The organism is Dehalobacter sp. 12DCB1, assembly GCF_004343605.1.
Classification (GTDB): Bacteria; Bacillota; Desulfitobacteriia; order Desulfitobacteriales; family Syntrophobotulaceae; genus Dehalobacter.
On the sequence record NZ_POSF01000014.1, the window covers coordinates 86842 to 105196 of the forward strand.

At 47.6% G+C, this 18355-nt stretch carries 17 protein-coding genes; 1 reads left to right on the forward strand and 16 read right to left on the reverse strand.

Features of this window, described 5'->3' with window-relative positions:
- Window positions 1-188 precede the first annotated feature (188 nt).
- The gene (pyrE, locus tag C1I38_RS07135) at window positions 189-794 is read right to left on the reverse strand and encodes an orotate phosphoribosyltransferase (RefSeq protein WP_020492598.1); all 606 of its coding nucleotides are present in this window, start codon (window positions 792-794) and stop codon (window positions 189-191) included.
- Window positions 795-1187: 393 nt separating this feature from the next.
- Here pyrE and C1I38_RS07140 point away from each other — a divergent pair, with 393 nt between their 5' ends.
- Window positions 1188-2681 carry a sensor domain-containing diguanylate cyclase gene (locus tag C1I38_RS07140; RefSeq protein ID WP_020492597.1) on the forward strand — a complete coding sequence of 498 codons (1494 nt, stop codon included), beginning with the start codon at window positions 1188-1190 and terminating at the stop codon, window positions 2679-2681.
- Here C1I38_RS07140 and C1I38_RS07145 read toward each other — a convergent pair.
- The 15 genes from C1I38_RS07145 to C1I38_RS07215 all read right to left on the reverse strand — a co-directional run bounded on the left by C1I38_RS07145 (window position 2671) and on the right by C1I38_RS07215 (window position 18252).
- On the reverse strand, window positions 2671-3810 hold the full coding sequence (locus C1I38_RS07145) for a GGDEF domain-containing protein (protein WP_243103604.1): 1140 nt from the start codon (window positions 3808-3810) through the stop codon (window positions 2671-2673). The two genes, C1I38_RS07140 and C1I38_RS07145, sit on opposite strands and share 11 nt — an antisense overlap.
- Before the next feature lie 173 nt (window positions 3811-3983).
- Window positions 3984-4676 (reverse strand): orotidine-5'-phosphate decarboxylase, encoded by a 693-nt coding sequence (gene pyrF / locus C1I38_RS07150; protein ID WP_026156540.1) that lies wholly within the window; start codon window positions 4674-4676, stop codon window positions 3984-3986.
- Between the two features lie 5 nt (window positions 4677-4681).
- Complete coding sequence (locus C1I38_RS07155; protein ID WP_020492594.1) at window positions 4682-5608, reverse strand: dihydroorotate dehydrogenase; 927 nt, start codon at window positions 5606-5608, stop codon at window positions 4682-4684.
- Window positions 5595-6422 (reverse strand): dihydroorotate dehydrogenase electron transfer subunit, encoded by an 828-nt coding sequence (locus tag C1I38_RS07160; protein WP_020492593.1) that lies wholly within the window; start codon window positions 6420-6422, stop codon window positions 5595-5597. Before C1I38_RS07160 ends, C1I38_RS07155 begins: the two co-directional genes overlap by 14 nt.
- A 214-nt stretch (window positions 6423-6636) precedes the next feature.
- Window positions 6637-9813, reverse strand: coding sequence for a carbamoyl-phosphate synthase large subunit (carB, locus tag C1I38_RS07165; protein ID WP_020492592.1), 3177 nt, complete (start codon window positions 9811-9813; stop codon window positions 6637-6639).
- Window positions 9814-10908 carry a carbamoyl phosphate synthase small subunit gene (locus C1I38_RS07170; RefSeq protein WP_020492591.1) on the reverse strand — a complete coding sequence of 365 codons (1095 nt, stop codon included), beginning with the start codon at window positions 10906-10908 and terminating at the stop codon, window positions 9814-9816.
- Entirely contained in the window at window positions 10908-12245 is a 1338-nt protein-coding gene (locus C1I38_RS07175; protein WP_020492590.1) for a dihydroorotase, read from the reverse strand. Before C1I38_RS07175 ends, C1I38_RS07170 begins: the two co-directional genes overlap by 1 nt.
- Entirely contained in the window at window positions 12232-13167 is a 936-nt protein-coding gene (locus tag C1I38_RS07180) for an aspartate carbamoyltransferase catalytic subunit (protein ID WP_020492589.1), read from the reverse strand. Before C1I38_RS07180 ends, C1I38_RS07175 begins: the two co-directional genes overlap by 14 nt.
- A gap of 393 nt (window positions 13168-13560) precedes the next feature.
- Window positions 13561-14106 (reverse strand): bifunctional pyr operon transcriptional regulator/uracil phosphoribosyltransferase PyrR, encoded by a 546-nt coding sequence (pyrR, locus tag C1I38_RS07185; protein ID WP_020492587.1) that lies wholly within the window; start codon window positions 14104-14106, stop codon window positions 13561-13563.
- 261 nt (window positions 14107-14367) lie between these two features.
- On the reverse strand, window positions 14368-15333 hold the full coding sequence (locus C1I38_RS07190; RefSeq protein WP_020492586.1) for an RluA family pseudouridine synthase: 966 nt from the start codon (window positions 15331-15333) through the stop codon (window positions 14368-14370).
- Entirely contained in the window at window positions 15314-15784 is a 471-nt protein-coding gene (gene lspA / locus C1I38_RS07195) for a signal peptidase II (protein WP_026156539.1), read from the reverse strand. Before lspA ends, C1I38_RS07190 begins: the two co-directional genes overlap by 20 nt.
- A gap of 26 nt (window positions 15785-15810) precedes the next feature.
- A complete protein-coding gene (locus tag C1I38_RS07200) occupies window positions 15811-16392 on the reverse strand; it encodes a phosphate propanoyltransferase (RefSeq protein WP_020492584.1) in 582 nt (193 codons plus the stop codon).
- Window positions 16393-16651: 259 nt separating this feature from the next.
- Window positions 16652-16978 (reverse strand): YggT family protein, encoded by a 327-nt coding sequence (locus C1I38_RS07205; RefSeq protein WP_020492583.1) that lies wholly within the window; start codon window positions 16976-16978, stop codon window positions 16652-16654.
- 10 nt (window positions 16979-16988) lie between these two features.
- Window positions 16989-17516 (reverse strand): cell division protein SepF, encoded by a 528-nt coding sequence (locus tag C1I38_RS07210; RefSeq protein ID WP_026156537.1) that lies wholly within the window; start codon window positions 17514-17516, stop codon window positions 16989-16991.
- Between the two features lie 49 nt (window positions 17517-17565).
- On the reverse strand, window positions 17566-18252 hold the full coding sequence (locus C1I38_RS07215; RefSeq protein WP_020492581.1) for a YggS family pyridoxal phosphate-dependent enzyme: 687 nt from the start codon (window positions 18250-18252) through the stop codon (window positions 17566-17568).
- Window positions 18253-18355: the final 103 nt, after the last annotated feature.

Sequence of the window (18355 nt, forward strand, 5' to 3'; positions counted from 1 at the left end):
ACTCCGTAATACGTAGCCAGCGTCAGCGGAACACGATGCGGAGCGCGGCTTTTTGACGGCCACGGATGGCCTAATGTCGCGATGCCAAGGATGGCAAGGAGCGACGTGCCAAGGAGAGCACAACAACCGAAAGCGGCTATGTATTACGGAGTCCTACCTGAATATTTACAGTTTTTACTTGTCTAGGTCTATTTTATTCCCCTGCTCCCAGGTTTCTCCCACAGGATACCCTGCTTGCAAAGCGGGCAATCATCCGGCTCATACGCCTCAATATTCATCTGAATCAGACTATGCAGCAAAAGTCCGTCAAAATCAGCTTTGCCGCCGCTGCGATCCACAAGCACGCCTACACCGACCGGAACTGCACCAGCTTCCTTGACGATATCGATGACTTCTTTCACCGATCCGCCAGTTGTGATAACATCTTCGACCACGAGGACTTTTTCGCCGGGTTCAAGCTTGAAGCCTCTCCTGAGCGCCATTTTCCCATTTTGTCTTTCAGTAAAGATTGATTTTATCCCTAAGTTCCGACCAACCTCATGGGCGACGACAATCCCGCCCATCGCAGGACCAATAACGGTTTGGATCTCCATTCCTTCAAATTTTCTGGCCAGCTCTTTCCCAAGAACTGCAGCCTTCCTCGGATATTGAAGTACCTGGGCGCACTGCATGTAACGCGCGCTGTGTTTCCCAGAAGTAAGAAGAAAATGACCTTGAAGCAACGCTCCGGTCTCCTTGAAAATATCGAGAATGTCATTTTCATTTAATCTTTCAGTCGTTGAATGATCAGACACGTTTATTCCACCTCCAAAATGTGATTTCTGAGTTTATCCAGGAAATATCAGTACAATAACATTTAACACGTATTATGGCACTTAAAATATTCTACCACATTGATTAAGAAAAAAGGAACTATTTTGCTGTGAAATCTATCTCAACTTTTGTTATATAAGATATCTTTAAAAAATTGTCGCAAATATGCATTATTATACACAAATATACTAAGTATTATTTACAAAATTAGTTATTATATTTGTTATTTTTTGTTATATAATAATTACAGAAATACCCCTTACTTTATTTTACATTTCCTTTATTTACCAGTAATCACAATTTGATAATATCTAAAAATTAAGACAATCTATTTACATTTAGAAAATAATAGATTGTTTACCAAGGTGGTTTAAATGATATTTCAGGCTTCTGATGTCTATTTCAAAAACGAGCAGGATAAAGAAGAAAAACTTTTGTTTGCCTTTACCAGCCTTGAAAAAATACCGGATAGCGTGTTCTGGGCCGATGAAGAAGGAAACCTTTCTTTCGTCAATGAAGCCGCTTGCCGGACATTGGGCTACACCAGAGAAGAGCTGCTCACCTTAAATGTTAGGGACTTTGATCCTATTGTAGTAGGCGGAATCAATCAAAAAATTATTGAATGTGTTGATTACGGGGGACTTTCTCTTATTCAGACATTTCACAAACACAAGGATGGGCACCTAATCCCGGTCGAAGTATTAAGCATAGTTAGACAATTGGTAGGCAATAAATATCTTACTACATCCATTGTCCGTGACATCACAGATCGGGGCCAAGTAGAGGAAGAATTAAAAGAGACGTACAACCGTCTTGAGGTCTTATATAATATTTATCAGGCAACGACAAGTGAAAAAAACATTAACAGACTCATCCGGCAAGCAGCAGATGTCATGAAAAGCACGTTTGAATTTGATGCTTTTGTGTTTTACATTTATGATGACTACCTGCAACGACCGGCGTTATATTATACACTTGGGCTACCCAAAGAAATCATCCGTAAAATAGAAATTTTGCCGGAGTATGTCGGTTTCTTCGGTCAAAGTCTTACATCAGGCTTTGTGGCATACGCCAAGTATACGGAAAAAACTGAAATTGATGAAAACATCAAACAGTTATTTCTTGATTATGGCTTTACTGATGAAATGACTTTTCCGATCACGTTTGAACAAAAAACGATCGGCGGGATTGGATTGATTAACAAGCATAATAAGCCTTTTAAAGCCAAAGATAAGGAATTGCTGCAGGCTGTTTGCGGGCAGCTCAGCACGGTTATCCAAAATCTCAGGCTGGTCCGCTCTCTAAGCAAAGAACTGAAAGAGCACAAACGTACGACTGAAGCTTTAAAAAAAGTGAATGCTGAATTGGAAAAATCAGCATTCACTGATCAGCTCACAAATATTTGGAATCGAAGATGCTTCCTGAAGAATTCGGCAATTGAAATTGAACGTTCCAGACGTAACAAGTATCCACTTTCCCTGTTACTTTTGGATATTGACCACTTCAAATTGATCAACGACAACTACGGACATCAGGCTGGAGATCAGGCCTTGATTGAGTTTGCGAATCTTCTGCGGGACAATATCCGGAGCTTTGACTCTTTAGCACGTTGGGGAGGAGAGGAATTCCTGATCCTGGCACCTCACCTTCGGGCCGGAAATGCCGTGCAGTACGCCGACAGACTCAGGGAGTTGATCGCGGAACACCTATTCCAGGAAGTTGGAGAAATCACGGCAAGCATTGGAGTCGCCGAACTGGCCAATACCGATAACATAGATTCCTGGATCAAAAAGGTGGATAACGCACTCTACCGAGCCAAGGAACAAGGCCGAAACAGAGTAGAGTTCAATGGTGTTGTCATCCTCTAATATTACCCCACAAGCTTCCCTGGACATCGTCTACCAGAGATCCTGCTTCAAACCGATTCCTGCCATTGGCTTTCGCTTTATACAGCTGGAGGTCAGCTTTTCTGATCAGTTCTTCAGGCGATTCTTCCTTAAGTTCACTTATTCCTCCGCTTACGGTAATATGTATGCCTTCCCGAAAATCAGTTAGCGCTATCTTAGATCTGAGCCGTTCCGCCAGGAACAAAACCTCATCCGTGACAGTATCAGGTAGGATAATGACGAATTCGTCCCCACCATATCTGCCGATAATATCGGTGCGTCGACATACCTGCCCCAATATTCCAGCAACACGGATGATAACATTGTCTCCATATTGGTGACCGAATCGGTCGTTGATATCTTTAAAGTCATCGATGTCCATCATAATAATAGACAATGGGTAATCAATCCGTTTGGCTCGTTCAATCTCTTCCTTAAGTTTAAGAAAGATGTTTTCATGATTATATAGGGATGTCATCGAATCGCGAACGGACAGGTCTGCCAATATTATGTTCTTAGTTTCAATTTCTTTTTTATAAATCAAGGACAATAATCTGATTTTGAACACCATCCTGGAAAAAATCCACGCACACAGGTTCATAATAAAAGCATTGATACGCAAAATCTCGACAATATAATCATTCGGCTGATAGTAGGGAATGACCAGAAAAAAGAAAAGATATATAGAAGAATACAAGACCAAACTTGTCAAAGGAGGTAAATAGATAAAAGCTGCTAAACCGAACACTGCAATAATATATGGATTGATTGATACAAGCTCATTTTGAGGCAGAATACTAAGCGCACAGCCAAAAACCAGTAAAATGATTAAGTAGCCAACTTCTGTACAATAGATGATTTCCTTTCTGTAGACGTTGCATTTCCGGTATACTTGAATAAGAAGCGGAAGCATTAACAAACTGAGCGAAATAAAAATTAATATGCTGATTTTAACGTCTACGACCGTACTCGAAAAAAAGATCAGCAGTAAACTTTCACAAATGCTAAAGAAACCCGCGATAACAATTAGCTTTAAGAAATTTTCTTTCCAAAGCTGACGCGAAAATTCATCCTTGTTTTCTTTTGGAACAACCGTAAAGTATTTACGCAAACGCTTAAACCCCATGAATTACCTAACCTCATGATTTTTTCATGCCGTCAAGTTCATGCTGTCATTTTTGTACTGCAAACTACAGGTTCAAACAATATACCAACATATACCAGCTTATAACGTCACAACTATATAATAATAGCCAGGACCCTGTCAATACAAAAGCTGTTTTTTTAATCCCACATACGCGCTAAAGCTTTCCTGGGATTCTCATTCAAAGTAATCGGTCTGCCAACTACCAGATAGGAGCTTCCGGCTTCCAGGGCCATGCGCGGCGTAAGAATCCGCACCTGGTCATTTTTTTCGCTCCAGGCCGGCCGGATCCCCGGCGTCACGAGAAGAAAATCTTCTCCGCATTCCGCCCGGAGAATTTTTGCTTCCTGGGCGGAAGACACGACTCCATCCAGATTTGCTTTCATAGCAAGCATTGCCAGCTTCAGTACCTGGTCCTGCGTACTGCCTTGAACCCCGATTGATGTTAGGTCCTCCTGGCCCATACTCGTAAGCACGGTTACACCGATAATGATTTTGCCGGCCTTATGACCGACCTCGGCCGCTCTTGCCATCATTTCGTATCCGCCGCTGCAGTGGACATTGATCATATCCACGCCGGAGGCAGTTAAGACGCTTAAGGTTTTCTCGACAGTAGTCGGAATATCATGCAGCTTGAGATCGAGAAATATTTTAAATCCGAGCTCCTTGAACTGCTGAATCAGGCTTAAGCCCGAGAGTGCATAAAGCTCAAGGCCGACCTTCAGCCAGCACCCGCTGCCGGCAAGTGCCCGGGCAATGTCCAGGGCTTTTTCTTTCGTATTGACATCCAGGGCAACAATAACTTTTTCATTTAAACTTTGTAAAGTTTCCATTTTCCTCATCCTTTCTGCCCATGGGCAAGTCCGACGATTTCCCTGACCGACTGATAGCCTCTTTGATTGCCATAGGCCTGAATTCCTTCCAAAATTTCAACGGGCGCAAGCGGATTGCCAAAATTAGCTGTTCCGATGCTCACTGCCGAAGCGCCTGCCAGCATAAATTCGACAGCATCCTGCCAGGTTGAAATTCCGCCCATGCCAATGACCGGCAGCTTTACAGCCTGATAGACCTGATAGACCATTCTGACGGCCACCGGCCGGACTGCGGGACCGGATAATCCCCCCATCGTGTTGGCCAACACTGGCTTCTGAGTATTGAGATCAATCTGCATGCCCAAAAGCGTATTAATCAGAGAAATGATATCCGCCCCGCCACTTTCCACAGCTTTAGCCATCGCTGCAATATCGGTCACATTCGGAGACAGCTTCGCAATCAACGGCAGATCCGTTTTCTTTCTGACGGCAGCGATGACTTCTTCCGCACTCTTGGGATCAGTTCCAAAAGCCATACCGCCGTGTTTGATGTTCGGACAAGAGATGTTAACTTCCAGAGCTGCAATCCCACAGCCGCGTTGGAAGGATGATGCCATCAGGGCATAATCTTCCAGTGAGAAACCCGAGATATTGACAATCACTGCCGTGTCCAGCGAAGCCAGCTGCGGCAGATAGCTTTTTAAGAAAGCCTCCAGCCCGGGATTTTCCAAGCCTACAGAATTCAGCAGGCCTGATGGAGTCTCCGCGAGCCTCGGTACAGGATTCCCAAGGCGCTTAAGCGGTGTAATCCCTTTGACGGTAATCCCGCCGAGAACGGAGGGTTCATAAAACGGAGCATAAGCTTCACCGAAGCCATACGTGCCGGAGGCAGTGATGACAGGATTTTTAAGCTTTAATCCTGCCAGATCAGTCTCAAGATTAAATGTCTGCATCCCAGACCACCTCCTGCCCATTCATTACCGGTCCCTCTTTGCAGACACGTTTTCGTTTCAGTCCGCCGTTTTCGGCTCTGACAGTACAGACACAGCCCAAACACGCGCCAACCCCGCAGGCCATCCGCTCTTCTAAAGAAACCTCCAGCGGAACGTCGCCATTCAGACAAATCCCTGCGACAGCCTTCAGCATACCGTTCGGGCCGCAGGCTGCGGCCTGTAGAAGCCCTCCGTGCAGCAATTCCTGCGTGCTTCCGAGAGCTAGGTGCTTTTCCAGTAGTGCGGTGACCAGGCCTTTCTCTCCGAAACTTCCGTCCAGCGTTGAAAGTTCAACATCCAAACCTTTTTGCAGCAGCAGATTCAAATCTGCACTGTCCAGGAAATCTTTGTTTTCCCCGCCCCAGAGGACTTTTATCTTTACGGGAACTTTCTGTGCAGCCTGGATCACAGAGAACAGCGGAAACATCCCTATTCCGCCTGCAATCAGCAGCAGTTCTCCTTCCCGGGGAATAGAAAAACCTGTCCCCAGCGGCCCCAGAACACTTAGATATTGGTCTGCCGGTATCCTTGAGAGAAGTTCGGTACCTTTCCCTTTGATTCTGTAGTAGATAGTCACTTCTCCACGTTCAGGGTCGATCCCGGCAATGCTAAGTGGTCTGCGCAGAAGTGGATCACTCGTGTCCGTGACCTGGATATGCAGAAACTGGCCCGGTCGAGCTGTTTTGGCAGCTTCTCCACTCAAAACAAGTTTGTACAAACCCTGGACGGGATGTCCGATCCTTTCATTGAAGACGACTTTCTCCTTGAGGTCCATGATGTTCTCACTCCCTGGTACATTGTATTTTAAATAACTACTCAAAAATAAGACATACAGACCGGCTTAAAGCTTAAAATCAGTCTGTGGGTCACAAGTACTGCGACAAGCGTAGCACGGATAGCGCAGCGCGGCTGTTTGTGCCATGGAGGGTACAATCAGCCGAAAAGCAGTATTGTGACACACAGACCGGCCTGAGACCTTTATCGCCGCTCTAGCTGAGCGGCACGATACTCGGTATGTTGGCTTCCAGAACATGCAGCCAGGCTTCGGCCGTATCCATACTGGTAAAGCACGGTACGCCGTGTTCGACCGCACTTCTTCGGATCGCAAAACCGTCGCTGGCAATGATTCTGCCGTGTGTGGTTGTATTTAAAACACACTGGACATGACCCTTGCGGATCTTCTCAGTGATATCGTCCGATCCGGAATGAAGTTTACCAACCGTGTCAACTTCAATGCCGGACTGGCGAATCGCCTTAGCCGTCCCTTCCGTGGCGATGATTCTGAAACCAAGTTTGGCAAAACGTTTAACGAGCCGTATCCCGTCTTCCTTATCGCGGTCGGCTAGGGTGGCGAGCAGCGTGCCGTAAACCGATATCTGCATGCCGGCGGCCATCAATGCTTTCTGGAGCGCTTTTTCATAATCATAATCAATCCCCATGACTTCTCCGGTTGACTTCATTTCAGGACCGAGAGAAGGTTCAACGAGCAGCAGCTTGGAGAAAGAGAATACCGGCGCTTTTACCGCAACCTTCTCTCCAACCGGCCACAAACCGGATTTAATACCCATGCTTCCCAGCTTCTCTCCAAGAATGACCCGGGTGGCCAATTCCACAATCGGCACGCCGGTAATCTTGCTTAAGAAAGGGACCGTACGGCTGGAGCGGGGATTGACTTCCAGAATATAGACCTGATCTTTATAGATCACATACTGGATATTCAACAAGCCTTTGATCCGCAGGCTCCGGGCCAGCGAAACGGTTAAATCCTCGATGATTTCCTTGACGTCGTCTGCAACCGTTTGCGGCGGATAGACCGCAATCGAATCGCCGGAATGAATACCGGCCCGTTCCAGATGCTCCATGATTCCGGGAATGCAGACGGTTTCCCCGTCGGAAATCGCATCGACTTCGACCTCTTTGCCGAGAAGATACTGGTCGATCCAGATGCTTTGTCCCGGGAAATCCGCCAAAGCCCTTGCAAATACACCCTGGAGCTCCTGAGGCTCATAAACAATTTGCATAGCCCTTCCTCCAAGCACATAGGAAGGACGTACAATCAGGGGATAGCCGATATCCTCTGCAAGCCTTTCAGCTTCTTCCATGTTGGAAACGCATCCGCCGCGGGGCCGGCGAGCGCCCAGCTGCTGCAGAACTTCATCAAAGATTCCTCTCTCTTCCGCTCTGTCCGTGTCTTCGACCGTCGTACCAAGAATCCGGTAGCCGCGTTCCGCCAGTCCTTTACATAACCCTATCGCAGTCTGTCCGCCAAATTGGACGACGATACCCTCAGGTTTTTCTTTCTCAAGTACTGCCGTGACATCCTCAATCGTGAGTGGTTCAAAGTAAAGCCTGTCGGCCGTATCAAAGTCGGTAGACACTGTTTCCGGATTATTGTTAATAATGATACTCTCAATACCTGCCTTGCGCAGCGCCTTCACAGCATGAACTGAGCAATAGTCAAACTCGATGCCCTGACCGATCCTGATCGGCCCCGATCCCAGGACGACAACTTTCCGTCGGTCTGTCGGCTGAACCTCATCCTCGGCATCATAGCTCGAGTAGAAGTACGGGGTCGTCGCTTCAAACTCCCCGGCACAGGTATCGACCATTTTAAAGACAGGCTTCAGATTGTTCAGGATCCTGAAATCATAGACCTGCTGCTCATTTGCATGCCAAAGACGGGCAATCTCGCGGTCGGAATAGCCCAGCCGCTTGGCCTTTGTTAAGGCTGTCAAATCCCAGGCCTGCTGCTTTATTTCTGTGGATGTCCTGACAATCCCTTCTATTTTCTTCAAAAAGTAAGGGTTCCACGCATTTAGCCGATTTATTTCGTCTACAGTCCATCCCCTGCGGAAAGCTTCCGCAATCACGAAGAGCAGATTATCTTCCGGCAGGCTGCATCTTTTCCGAAGAAGTTCATCGTCGATGTACGCCATCTCTTCGAGCAGGATGCCGTATGCTTTCGTTTCAAGGGAGCGCACCGCCTTTAAGAGGGCCGTCTCCAAATTGCGCCCCAAACCCATAACCTCTCCGGTCGCCTTCATTTGCGTACCAATCCTACGGTCGGCATCGGAGAATTTATCGAAAGGCCAACGCGGGATCTTTACAACCACATAGTCCAAGGCAGGCTCAAAACAGGCCGAAGTCTTCCCGGTTACGGCATTCGGCAGTTCGGCCAACGTATAGCCGATCGCTATTTTGGCAGCCACCTTCGCAATCGGATAGCCCGTCGCTTTGGAAGCCAGCGCACTCGAACGGCTCAAACGCGGATTGACTTCAATAACACAGTATTCGAGTCTTTCCGGATGCAGCGCATATTGAACATTGCAGCCTCCCTCAATGCCGAGAGCAGCTACGATTTTCAGGGCCGAAGTCCGAAGTGTCTGGACTTCCTTATCTGTAAGCGTCTGGCAGGGTGCCACGACGATGCTGTCACCGGTATGGACGCCGACAGGATCCATATTTTCCATATGGCAAACCGTAATACTGTTGCCGCAGCTGTCCCGCAGCACCTCATACTCAATTTCTTTCCAGCCGGCTACACTTTTTTCGATTAGAATCTGCCCAATCATACTGGCTTTGATTCCGCTGGCGGCAATCGTTGTCAATTCATCCGCGTCTTTGGCAATCCCGCCGCCGGTGCCGCCCAGCGTGAATGCCGGCCGAACAATCACCGGATAGCCAATTTCTTCAGCAAATTTAAGAGCTTCCCGTACATCCGAAACAATCGAGCTCGCCGGGATCGGTTCCCCAATTTCGTTCATCAAATTCCGGAAAAGCTCCCTGTCCTCCGCCTTGCTGATGCTCTCCAGCGGCGTTCCCAAAAGCGTGACGCCACAGCGGTCCAGAATACCGGCTTTGGCCAGCTGGAAAGCCAGGTTCAGTCCGGTTTGGCCGCCCATCGTCGGGATCAGTCCGTCGGGTCTTTCCTTCTCAATAATTCGCTCCAAAAACTCCAGTGTCAGAGGCTCGATATATACTTTATCGGCAATTTCCTTATCCGTCATAATGGTAGCCGGATTGGAATTGACCAGAATAATTCCCACGCCTTCTTCCCTTAAAGCCCGGCAGGCCTGCGTTCCGGCATAGTCAAACTCAGCCGCCTGTCCGATCACGATGGGTCCTGAACCAATCACCATGACCTTCTGCCAATTTTGTTTTGGCATTTACATTTCCCCCCATTTAGCGTTCATCATCTCTGCAAAGCGGTCAAATATTTCATCATTTTCCTCAGGGCCCGGTGCAGCTTCAGGATGATATTGCACAGTTAAAACCGGATATTTTTCGTGCTTCAGGCCTTCAACCGTGCCATCATTCAAATTCGCATACAGGATGTTAAACCCAGTTCCTCGAAGCGATTCTTCACTGACAGCATAACCATGGTTCTGAGAAGTCATGGTTACTTTGCCCGTTTCTTTGTTCTGAACAGGATGGTTCCCTCCGCGATGCCCAAACGGCAGCTTGTAGGTCGAGGCACCCGCTGCCATCGCCATGATCTGATGACCCATACAAATGCCCATGATCGGTAATTCCGTAATCAGTTTCCCCATGTTCTCTGCAATTTCCGGCAGACGGGATGGATCTCCAGGTCCATTGCTCAGCACAAGTCCCTGGGGCCTCAACTCCATTATTTTCTGAGAGGAAGTCCCTGCCGGAAAAACATGCAGCTGGTAACCTCTTTTCTGCAGGCAACGCAAAATATTCTTTTTGGCGCCAAGATCAAGTACAGCCAACTCCGGACCGTTACCGGGAATGACATATTCTTCGTCGGATGTCGCCTGGTACACCCAATGTTTTTCAGGGTCAAAATCCTGCGGCGTGCTTTTCTGCCAGAACGCTGCGGCCTGTTCCAGTTCCTCGACCATTATGCCGGACATCGTCCCATTATTCCGGATATAGCGGGTCAACGCCCGGGTATCGACGCCTTTTAAGCCAGGGATATTCTGTTTCATACAGAAATCTTCCAGGCTTCCATCGGCATGCAGGCTGCCTTCGCCAGCCGAGAGCTCCCGCACGATGATACCCTTAAGCAGTACCTTGTCAGCTTCGCTCTCTTCATGATGCCAGCCGTAGTTCCCGATCTGCGGGTGCGTAAATGTCAGGATTTGTCCGGCATAGGACAAATCGGTGATCATTTCCTGATATCCGCACATTGAAGTATTGAATACGACTTCCCCTTTGATCACGTGGTCTCCGCCAATCCAGGGGCCAAATTTTTCTCCTTCGAAAGCTTTTCCGTCACTTAAAACCAGCCAGGCCATTATGCTTCCTCCTTATTGTCTAAAAGCTTTCTTCCAGCCATTCGTATTTTTCCGCCGACAATGGTCATTACTGGGAATCCCTGCATCTCCTGTCCCAGGAAAGGGGTATTCTGCGACTTTGTCTCCATTGTCTCCGCAGAAATCATTTCCCGGTATTCCGGGTCAAACAGAACCAAATCGGCCTGACTCCCGGGTCGAAGCGTTCCACCCGGCAGGCCGAAACGGCGAGCCGGGTTCAGCGACCATAAAGCGATGACCTGATCTGGGGTTATTTTCCCTTTTAACACGAGGTTCTGCCAGACTGCGGCTAGGACTGTTTCCAGCGCGTTGATCCCAAACGGTGCTTCGGCGAAAGGCCGAGTCTTCTCTTCCCAGGTATGCGGGGCATGGTCTGTCGCCAGCATATCGATCGTCCCGTCCAGCAAGCCTTCCAACAGCGCAATCTGGTCTTCTGCAGAAGGAAGCGGTGGATTGACTTTATAAGAGGCATCGGTCAGGATAACATCCTGATCCGTAAAGATCAGATGGTGCGGATTCACTTCGGCCGTTACATCCACACCCATTTTTTTGGCTTCTCTGATAATCTGCACACTTTCTTTGGTCGATACATGCGCAATATGGAGTTTCCCTCCTGTTTCAGCCGTCAGCAGCACATCCCTGGCCACCATTACGCTCTCGGCGCTGGCCGGAATTCCTCTTAAGCCGAGTCTCGCACTCATTTCACCTTTGCGCATCACACCGTGTCCGGCCAGGCTGTCATCTTCACAATGACTGATGATCGGGCAGCCAGCTAGCTTGGCGTATTCCAGTGCCAGACGCATCATCTCAGCATTCTGGATTCCTTTACCGTCATCGGAAAACGCCACTGCTCCGCCGTCGAGGATATCCATCATCTCCACCAGCTCTTTGCCAAGGAAACCTTTCGTTACCGCCGCGATCGGATAGACTTTGGCCATAGCCGCGCGTTCTCCCTGCAGCCGCACAAATTCCGTTAGCGCACGGTTGTCAACAATCGGCGTTGTATTGGCCATGGCGAGTATCGAGGTAAATCCTCCTTTTATCGCAGCTCTGGAACCGCTGCGGATATCTTCCTTCTCCTCTTGACCGGGTTCGCGGAGATGCACGTGCACATCAATTAGACCGGGGAACAAATATTTTCCTTCCCCCTCAACCTGTAGCACATCGTCAAGCCTCTGGGCTTCCAGCGCTTCCAGAACGTCTGCAGGCTGCAGGCTCCCGGCTGATTTCACAATAACGCCATCTTTAACCAAGACATCATTGATCCCGGACAATCTTTGGGCCGGGTCAATCACATACGCATTCTTAATCCACAACACTGCCTGTCCCTCCTATCAACAAGTAAATCAAAGCCATCCGAATGGCAACACCGTTGGTGACCTGCTCTTCAATCACAGACTGCACACTGTCAGCCAAATCACTCGTAATCTCGACACCTCTGTTCATCGGACCGGGGTGCATGATGATGGTATCTTTACCGGTTTGTCTTAACCTTTCCTGGCTAAGACCATATAACCTGCTGTATTCCCTGATTGACGGAAAAAGGCCGCTTTGCTGCCTTTCCAGCTGAAGGCGGAGGGCCATCACCGCATCGGCCCCGGGCAGTTCTTTATCCAGATCGTAAGAGGTCTTCACACCAAGGTAATTCATTTCCGATGGCAGCAGCGTCGGCGGGCCAACCAATACGATTTCGGCGCCAAGTTTTTTCAGTCCGAGGACATTGCTCCGCACAACTCTAGAGTGCAGCACATCGCCGACAATCACGATTTTCTTGCCTTGAAGTTCTCCCAGCCTCTCCTGCATCGTAAAAAAGTCCAGCAAGGCCTGAGTCGGATGGGCATGCTGGCCGTCACCGCCATTGATCACGCCGGCTGAAAGCTCGTCGGCGAGGAACTCTGCCGCCCCTGAGCTGCCATGCCTGATGACTACCAAATCAACTTTCATGGCCTGAAGCGTCTTCGCTGTATCCAGAAGGGTTTCTCCCTTACTTACACTGCTTTGGGCAACTGCAATATTTGACGTATCTGCTCCAAGGATTTTGGCCGCAGTCTCGAAGGAAGTCCTGGTCCGGGTGCTGTTCTCATAAAAAAGCATGACCACAGATTTCCCTCTCAGTGTCGGTAATTTCTTATTGGGTCTTGCCAAAATCTCTTTCATCGGAGCCGCAGTCTTCAAGATATGTTTGATTTCTTCCGCTGTCAGTTTGTCCAGATCAAGCAGGTCCTTGTGCTTCCAGTTCATGCGTACGCCTCCCGTCAATCATTTCTTCATGCCTGAATTTACTTCTCAATCCATTCCAACCTCAAATATTTTTGCAAGCTTTTTCGCGTAACTTCCGCTAGAGAATTTGACATAATTGTATTAAGTCCATTTTGAATCCTTGACCCGAGATCAGTCTACGCAATGGATAGCCAGCGTCAAGCGGAGCACGATGCGGAGCGCGGCTTTTTGCGCCAAGGAGGGCGCAATTTGCCGAAAGCGGTTATCCATTACGTAGACCTGCACAATCATAAAAATCCAATAAAAAAATCCCTCTACCAAAAGGAAGGCAGGAGGAATTGAATAATCAACTTTCTCGCTTTCCCTTGGCTATCTCTCCGGATAACATTTAAAGGGTCGGACTCAAAATGTTCGTTATGTTTTTTCCTGTAGGAATACTTCTTCACTTCCGTCCGTTTCTTCCAGGCACACAGAAACAATTTCCCTGCTGGAAGTCGGAACATTTTTGCCGACATAATCGGCCCTGATCGGCAGTTCCCGGTGCCCCCGGTCTACCAAAACGGCCAGTTGGATTTTCGATGGTCTTCCGAGATCGAGCAGCGCATCGAGCGCTGCTCTGACTGTACGGCCGGTAAATAAAACGTCATCGACCAAAATGACGATTTTCCCGTCTAAGCTGAATGGCACTTTGGTCTCATGCAACACAGGTTGGATATCGATCGTACTCAGGTCGTCTCTATAAAGTGTGATGTCAAGCAGTCCGAGAGGAACCGATACATCCTCAAATTCTGCAATCCTTTCTTTAATGCGTTCTGCTAAAGGGACTCCCCTCGTCCTTATCCCGATCAGGACAAGGTCTTTCGTTCCTTGATTCTTCTCCAGGATTTCATGGGATATCCTGCTAATCGCTCTGCGAATTCCGTCCGCATCCATGATCCTGTTTTTTGGCGTACCTTCCATTTGAGTTCGCCTTCTTTCGCATATGTTTGCCGCTCCTAGCCGTCCTGGCACCGCGGCATTAGTCCATTGGTCAGTCGCTCTTTTCCCTCCATGGAATCGCGACATTTATCCCTTCATGGATGTCAAAAAAGCTGCCTGCAGGAGCAGACAGCCATACTTCACGTACAACATTTTATCTGCCTTACCTGCCTCACTGGACAATTTTAAAGGCAACTGATTTAATTTTCATCATAACTAGTTTAGTGTACTAGGAACCAAATGTCAATCACTATTCTTTAGCTTTGCCAGAACATCCCGAAATGATTCGGGTGGATCTGCCGTAAATGTCATCTTTTCTTCGGTCCGTGGATGAACAAAACTCAGCGTCTCGGCATGAAGAACCTGTCCGGTCAAGCCAAAAGGATTTTTCTTTGGCCCGTAAAGCGGGTCTCCCAGCACAGGGTGTTTCAAATAGGCCATATGCACTCTAATCTGGTGGGTCCTTCCTGTATCCAACACCGCTTTGATCGCAGTAAATTGCAAAAATCGTTCCAGAACATAATAGTGCGTCACTGCATTACGGGAATTCTTAAAAATAACCGCCATTTTCTTACGATCCTTTGGATCTCTGCCAATGGGTGCATTCACAGTTCCCGACGGCTCCGACATCAACCCGTGAACGATGGCCCTGTAGCTTCGTCCGACACTATGCTCTTTAATCTGGTGGGCAAGATGATGATGCGCGTCATCCGTTTTGGCAACGACCAACAACCCGGAAGTATCTTTGTCGATCCGGTGAATAATTCCCGGGCGGATGACACCATTAATCCCGGAAAGGTTTTGGCAGTGATACAGCAGTGCGTTAACCAGCGTTCCGTTCCATGCACCAGGAGCAGGATGCACCACCATGCCCTGGGGTTTATTGACGACGAGAAGATCATCGTCTTCATACACAATATCCAGCGGTAATTCTTCAGGCAGAACATCCAGCTTCTGCGCAGGAGGAATACTGATCTCAACACGGTCTTCTTCCTGAACCCGGTAATTGGCCTTCTTAAGTTGGCTGTTGACAAGCACGCGTTCCTGTTGGATAAGGTTTTGTATATAGCTTCTGCTCAGTAAGGTACATTCCGCCAGTGCCGTATCCAGCCGCTGGCCGGGAGCTGCCTGAACAAGCTGCCGTTCCTCGCTGTCCGGATCCTCGATAAAATGATCCTGCGGTTCTTCTTCAAAATGATGATTCGTCATTCGTATCCTCTTTCATTCGCATCAAAAGAATAATCAACAAGATACCGCCAATGACAATCATGCTGTCGGCGATATTAAAAATATAGGGCCAGACCCTAAAATCAAGAAAATCAATTATTTTTCCGGTAAGCAACCGGTCCCAGAAATTGCCGAGCGCTCCGCCCCCAATCAGACCCATGCTCACCCGCATAAGCCTTTGTCCTTGCGGCACTTTTCTTTGAAAATAGAACAGTACGGCAAGAACAATTACTGAAACAGTGATCAGCACCCACTTTTGGCCCTGCAGCATACCAAAGGCCGCACCAGGATTCAAAATATAGGTTAGATGGAAAAAGCCCGGGATTACGGCCTGGCTTTCTCCCAGCGTCATATTGCTTTGAACGACCCATTTACTGAGACGGTCTAAGACTAAGATAATGATCAGTGTTACCCAGGTATATAAAAATGGCAAAAGGGTACCCTCCATCTAATGAATCATTAATCCTCAACGATTACCGTTCCGGTATCTCCGTTCTTAAGCCCCAGCGCATTCGCTTCATCGGTATCGATGTGCAGATCCAGCGCATAAGTTGATTTTACTCTGACCAGAACGTTATGCAGAATACCGCCGCGGGGTCCTTCAAAAAGTACTTTAACCATATCCTTATCCTTAATGCCATACTGCAGCGCATCGTCTTCACTGGCATGGATGTGACGCATCGCGGCAATGACTCCGTGTTCCAGACTTACTTTTTTATCTCCTGCTATAATATCAATGCCGGGTGTCCCTTTGGTATTGCCGGAATCTCTTGCCGAAATGTTTAATCCCAGTTTAATCGCATCTGTCACAGCAAGTTCAATCTGAGTTTCATCACGGGCAGGCCCTAGGACACGGACTCCCTCAAGCTTCCCTTTGGGACCGATCAGCGTTACAGTTTCTTCAGCCGCAAACTGTCCGGGCTGACTTAAGTCTTTCTTTTTAGTAAGTGTACTGTTTTCACCAAAAAGCTGGCTGATATGTTCCTCAGAAAGGTGAAGATGTCGATTGGATATTCCAACCGGAACCAAAAATGTATGCATACTGTTCACTCCTCAATATTTGTTTGAACGATTGCTCCATGGTCCATGATCGCAACAATTGCTTGTCAAGAAGCTTTCCGGCATAAATGACTTCAATGCGACGGCACAGGAAGTGTGAAGGCCTTTAAATAGCCTTTACGGTGTTGAGTATGTCATGGATAACATAGCATTAGGGGGTGAATATGGAGAACTCGTCTCATGACGAGTTCTCCATTTAATATTCAGTACCTTACTGCATTTGCAGGACGCTTCTTCCGTTCTACACAATGAGATTGGCAATAAGCTTATAAAGGGGCCAAAGAATCACACTTTTGATAAGTACGATGGCCAGGACAGCAAAAAACGGAGCAAAATCAACCATCATGGCCTGGTTGCCTAGCCGTATTTTTCGGAAAGGCCTCAAAAGCGGTTCAGTGATATCGTAAATGATCCGAATAAATCTATTGCTTGGTGAATGAGGTATCCAAGATAAAATACAGCGTATGATTACGAGCCATTCCAGGATCAGAAGGACCTTGTCAATAATTGCATAACTCCAATAAAGAATTGTAATTCTGATTACCCCCCCATTAATGCCTATGATCAATGACTCTCGATTAATTGTTGATTTTAGGCCAGAGAATATCCCGCTCGGTTGTTTTGTAATTCAGCTCGCCGCTAATGTCCACATTGTTTGGGACAAATAGGAAAATACCATTGCCAACCTTCTGCATATTCCCACCTAAAGCATAGGTTGTACCGCTGATAAAATCAACGATCCGCTGTGACAGATGACCGTCGGTCCGTTCCAGGTTCAGAATAACTGATTTACGAGCTTTAAGGTGCTCTGCAATTCCCTGAGCTTCCTCAAAAGAGACCGGCTCTACGACGATGACCCTTACCTGCTTTTGGGTATGAATGCTGACCACAGAAGCCTGTTTTCTTTTCATGGCATTGTCTTTGTATGTTTCCCTGCTGAAGGATTCGCTCTGAGCGGGTTCTCGGAGCGCATTATCTCTGAAGCTGCTGTTTCTGGACTTTTCTGCTCTTCCGGAATACTCTTCTTCTAATTCTTCAGGTTCAAAATCGTCCTCATCGTCCCCAAAACCCATAATACCTATAAATTTGTCAAGTATCTTTGCCATTTTCATCCTCCGTGATTTAAATTTTTTCATAAGTTTTATGTAAAATATATTAATTCCTGTGTCCGAAAATCATGCTTCCGACTCGGACAATTGTAGAGCCCTCTTCGACGGCAATTTCATAATCCTGGCTCATTCCCATAGACAAATGGGGAAGCCCATTAGGCCCTCCGGCACCTTTCGTCAGTAAATCATTTCTGATCTCCCTGAGTTTTCGGAAATACCCTCTTGTTTCTCCGGGTCCGGCATCAAGGGCACCAATCGTCATTAGTCCGTGAACGGTCACATAGGGAAAGTCGTGTACGCTGTCCATAAAGTCCTGAAGCTCTTCGATCTCGAGACCAGCTTTGGCCTTATCCCTTGCAACATTTACCTGGACAAGCGTCTTCCATCTGATCTGGCGCTTTTCCCCTTCCAGATTCAGCTTCTCCAGCAGCGCAAAGCGGTCCAGCGAATGAATGAACGCGATGTCTTCTAGGTATTTTACCTTATTCGTCTGTAGACGGCCAATGATATGCCATTGGCAATCCTGCGGCAGCGAGAGGTGCTTGGCCTGCCACTCCTGTACTTTATTTTCTCCGAAAGCCCTTAAACCTGCCCTGTGTGCCTCCATGATCCTGTCTTCGGGTACTGTCTTGGATACGGCCAGAAGTGTGATATCTTTCGAGCTACGGCCTGCTCTCGCAGCAGCTGCCGAAATTTTTTGCTGTACTTCTGAAATGTTATTGACTATACTCATTGGACTCCTGCCGCCTGTGTTGGCATATAATCATTTATATGTTCTACATTTTCCTTGATTTCCCTGCTTTTTATGCAAAAAGTAGCTGGATTTATTGACTTTT

Excerpts from the sequence above, each read along its gene's own strand:
- C1I38_RS07140 (WP_020492597.1), top strand. The coding sequence starts at position 1,188 with ATGATATTTCAGGCTTCTGATGTCTATTTCAAAAACGAGCAGGATAAA.
- pyrF (WP_026156540.1), bottom strand. The coding sequence starts at position 4,676 with ATGGAAACTTTACAAAGTTTAAATGAAAAAGTTATTGTTGCCCTGGAT.
- C1I38_RS07155 (WP_020492594.1), bottom strand. The coding sequence starts at position 5,608 with ATGCAGACATTTAATCTTGAGACTGATCTGGCAGGATTAAAGCTTAAA.
- C1I38_RS07160 (WP_020492593.1), bottom strand. The coding sequence starts at position 6,422 with ATGGACCTCAAGGAGAAAGTCGTCTTCAATGAAAGGATCGGACATCCC.
- carB (WP_020492592.1), bottom strand. The coding sequence starts at position 9,813 with ATGCCAAAACAAAATTGGCAGAAGGTCATGGTGATTGGTTCAGGACCC.
- C1I38_RS07170 (WP_020492591.1), bottom strand. The coding sequence starts at position 10,908 with ATGGCCTGGCTGGTTTTAAGTGACGGAAAAGCTTTCGAAGGAGAAAAA.
- C1I38_RS07180 (WP_020492589.1), bottom strand. The coding sequence starts at position 13,167 with ATGAACTGGAAGCACAAGGACCTGCTTGATCTGGACAAACTGACAGCG.
- pyrR (WP_020492587.1), bottom strand. The coding sequence starts at position 14,106 with ATGGAAGGTACGCCAAAAAACAGGATCATGGATGCGGACGGAATTCGC.
- C1I38_RS07190 (WP_020492586.1), bottom strand. The coding sequence starts at position 15,333 with ATGACGAATCATCATTTTGAAGAAGAACCGCAGGATCATTTTATCGAG.
- C1I38_RS07200 (WP_020492584.1), bottom strand. The coding sequence starts at position 16,392 with ATGCATACATTTTTGGTTCCGGTTGGAATATCCAATCGACATCTTCAC.
- C1I38_RS07210 (WP_026156537.1), bottom strand. The coding sequence starts at position 17,516 with ATGGCAAAGATACTTGACAAATTTATAGGTATTATGGGTTTTGGGGAC.
- C1I38_RS07215 (WP_020492581.1), bottom strand. The coding sequence starts at position 18,252 with ATGAGTATAGTCAATAACATTTCAGAAGTACAGCAAAAAATTTCGGCA.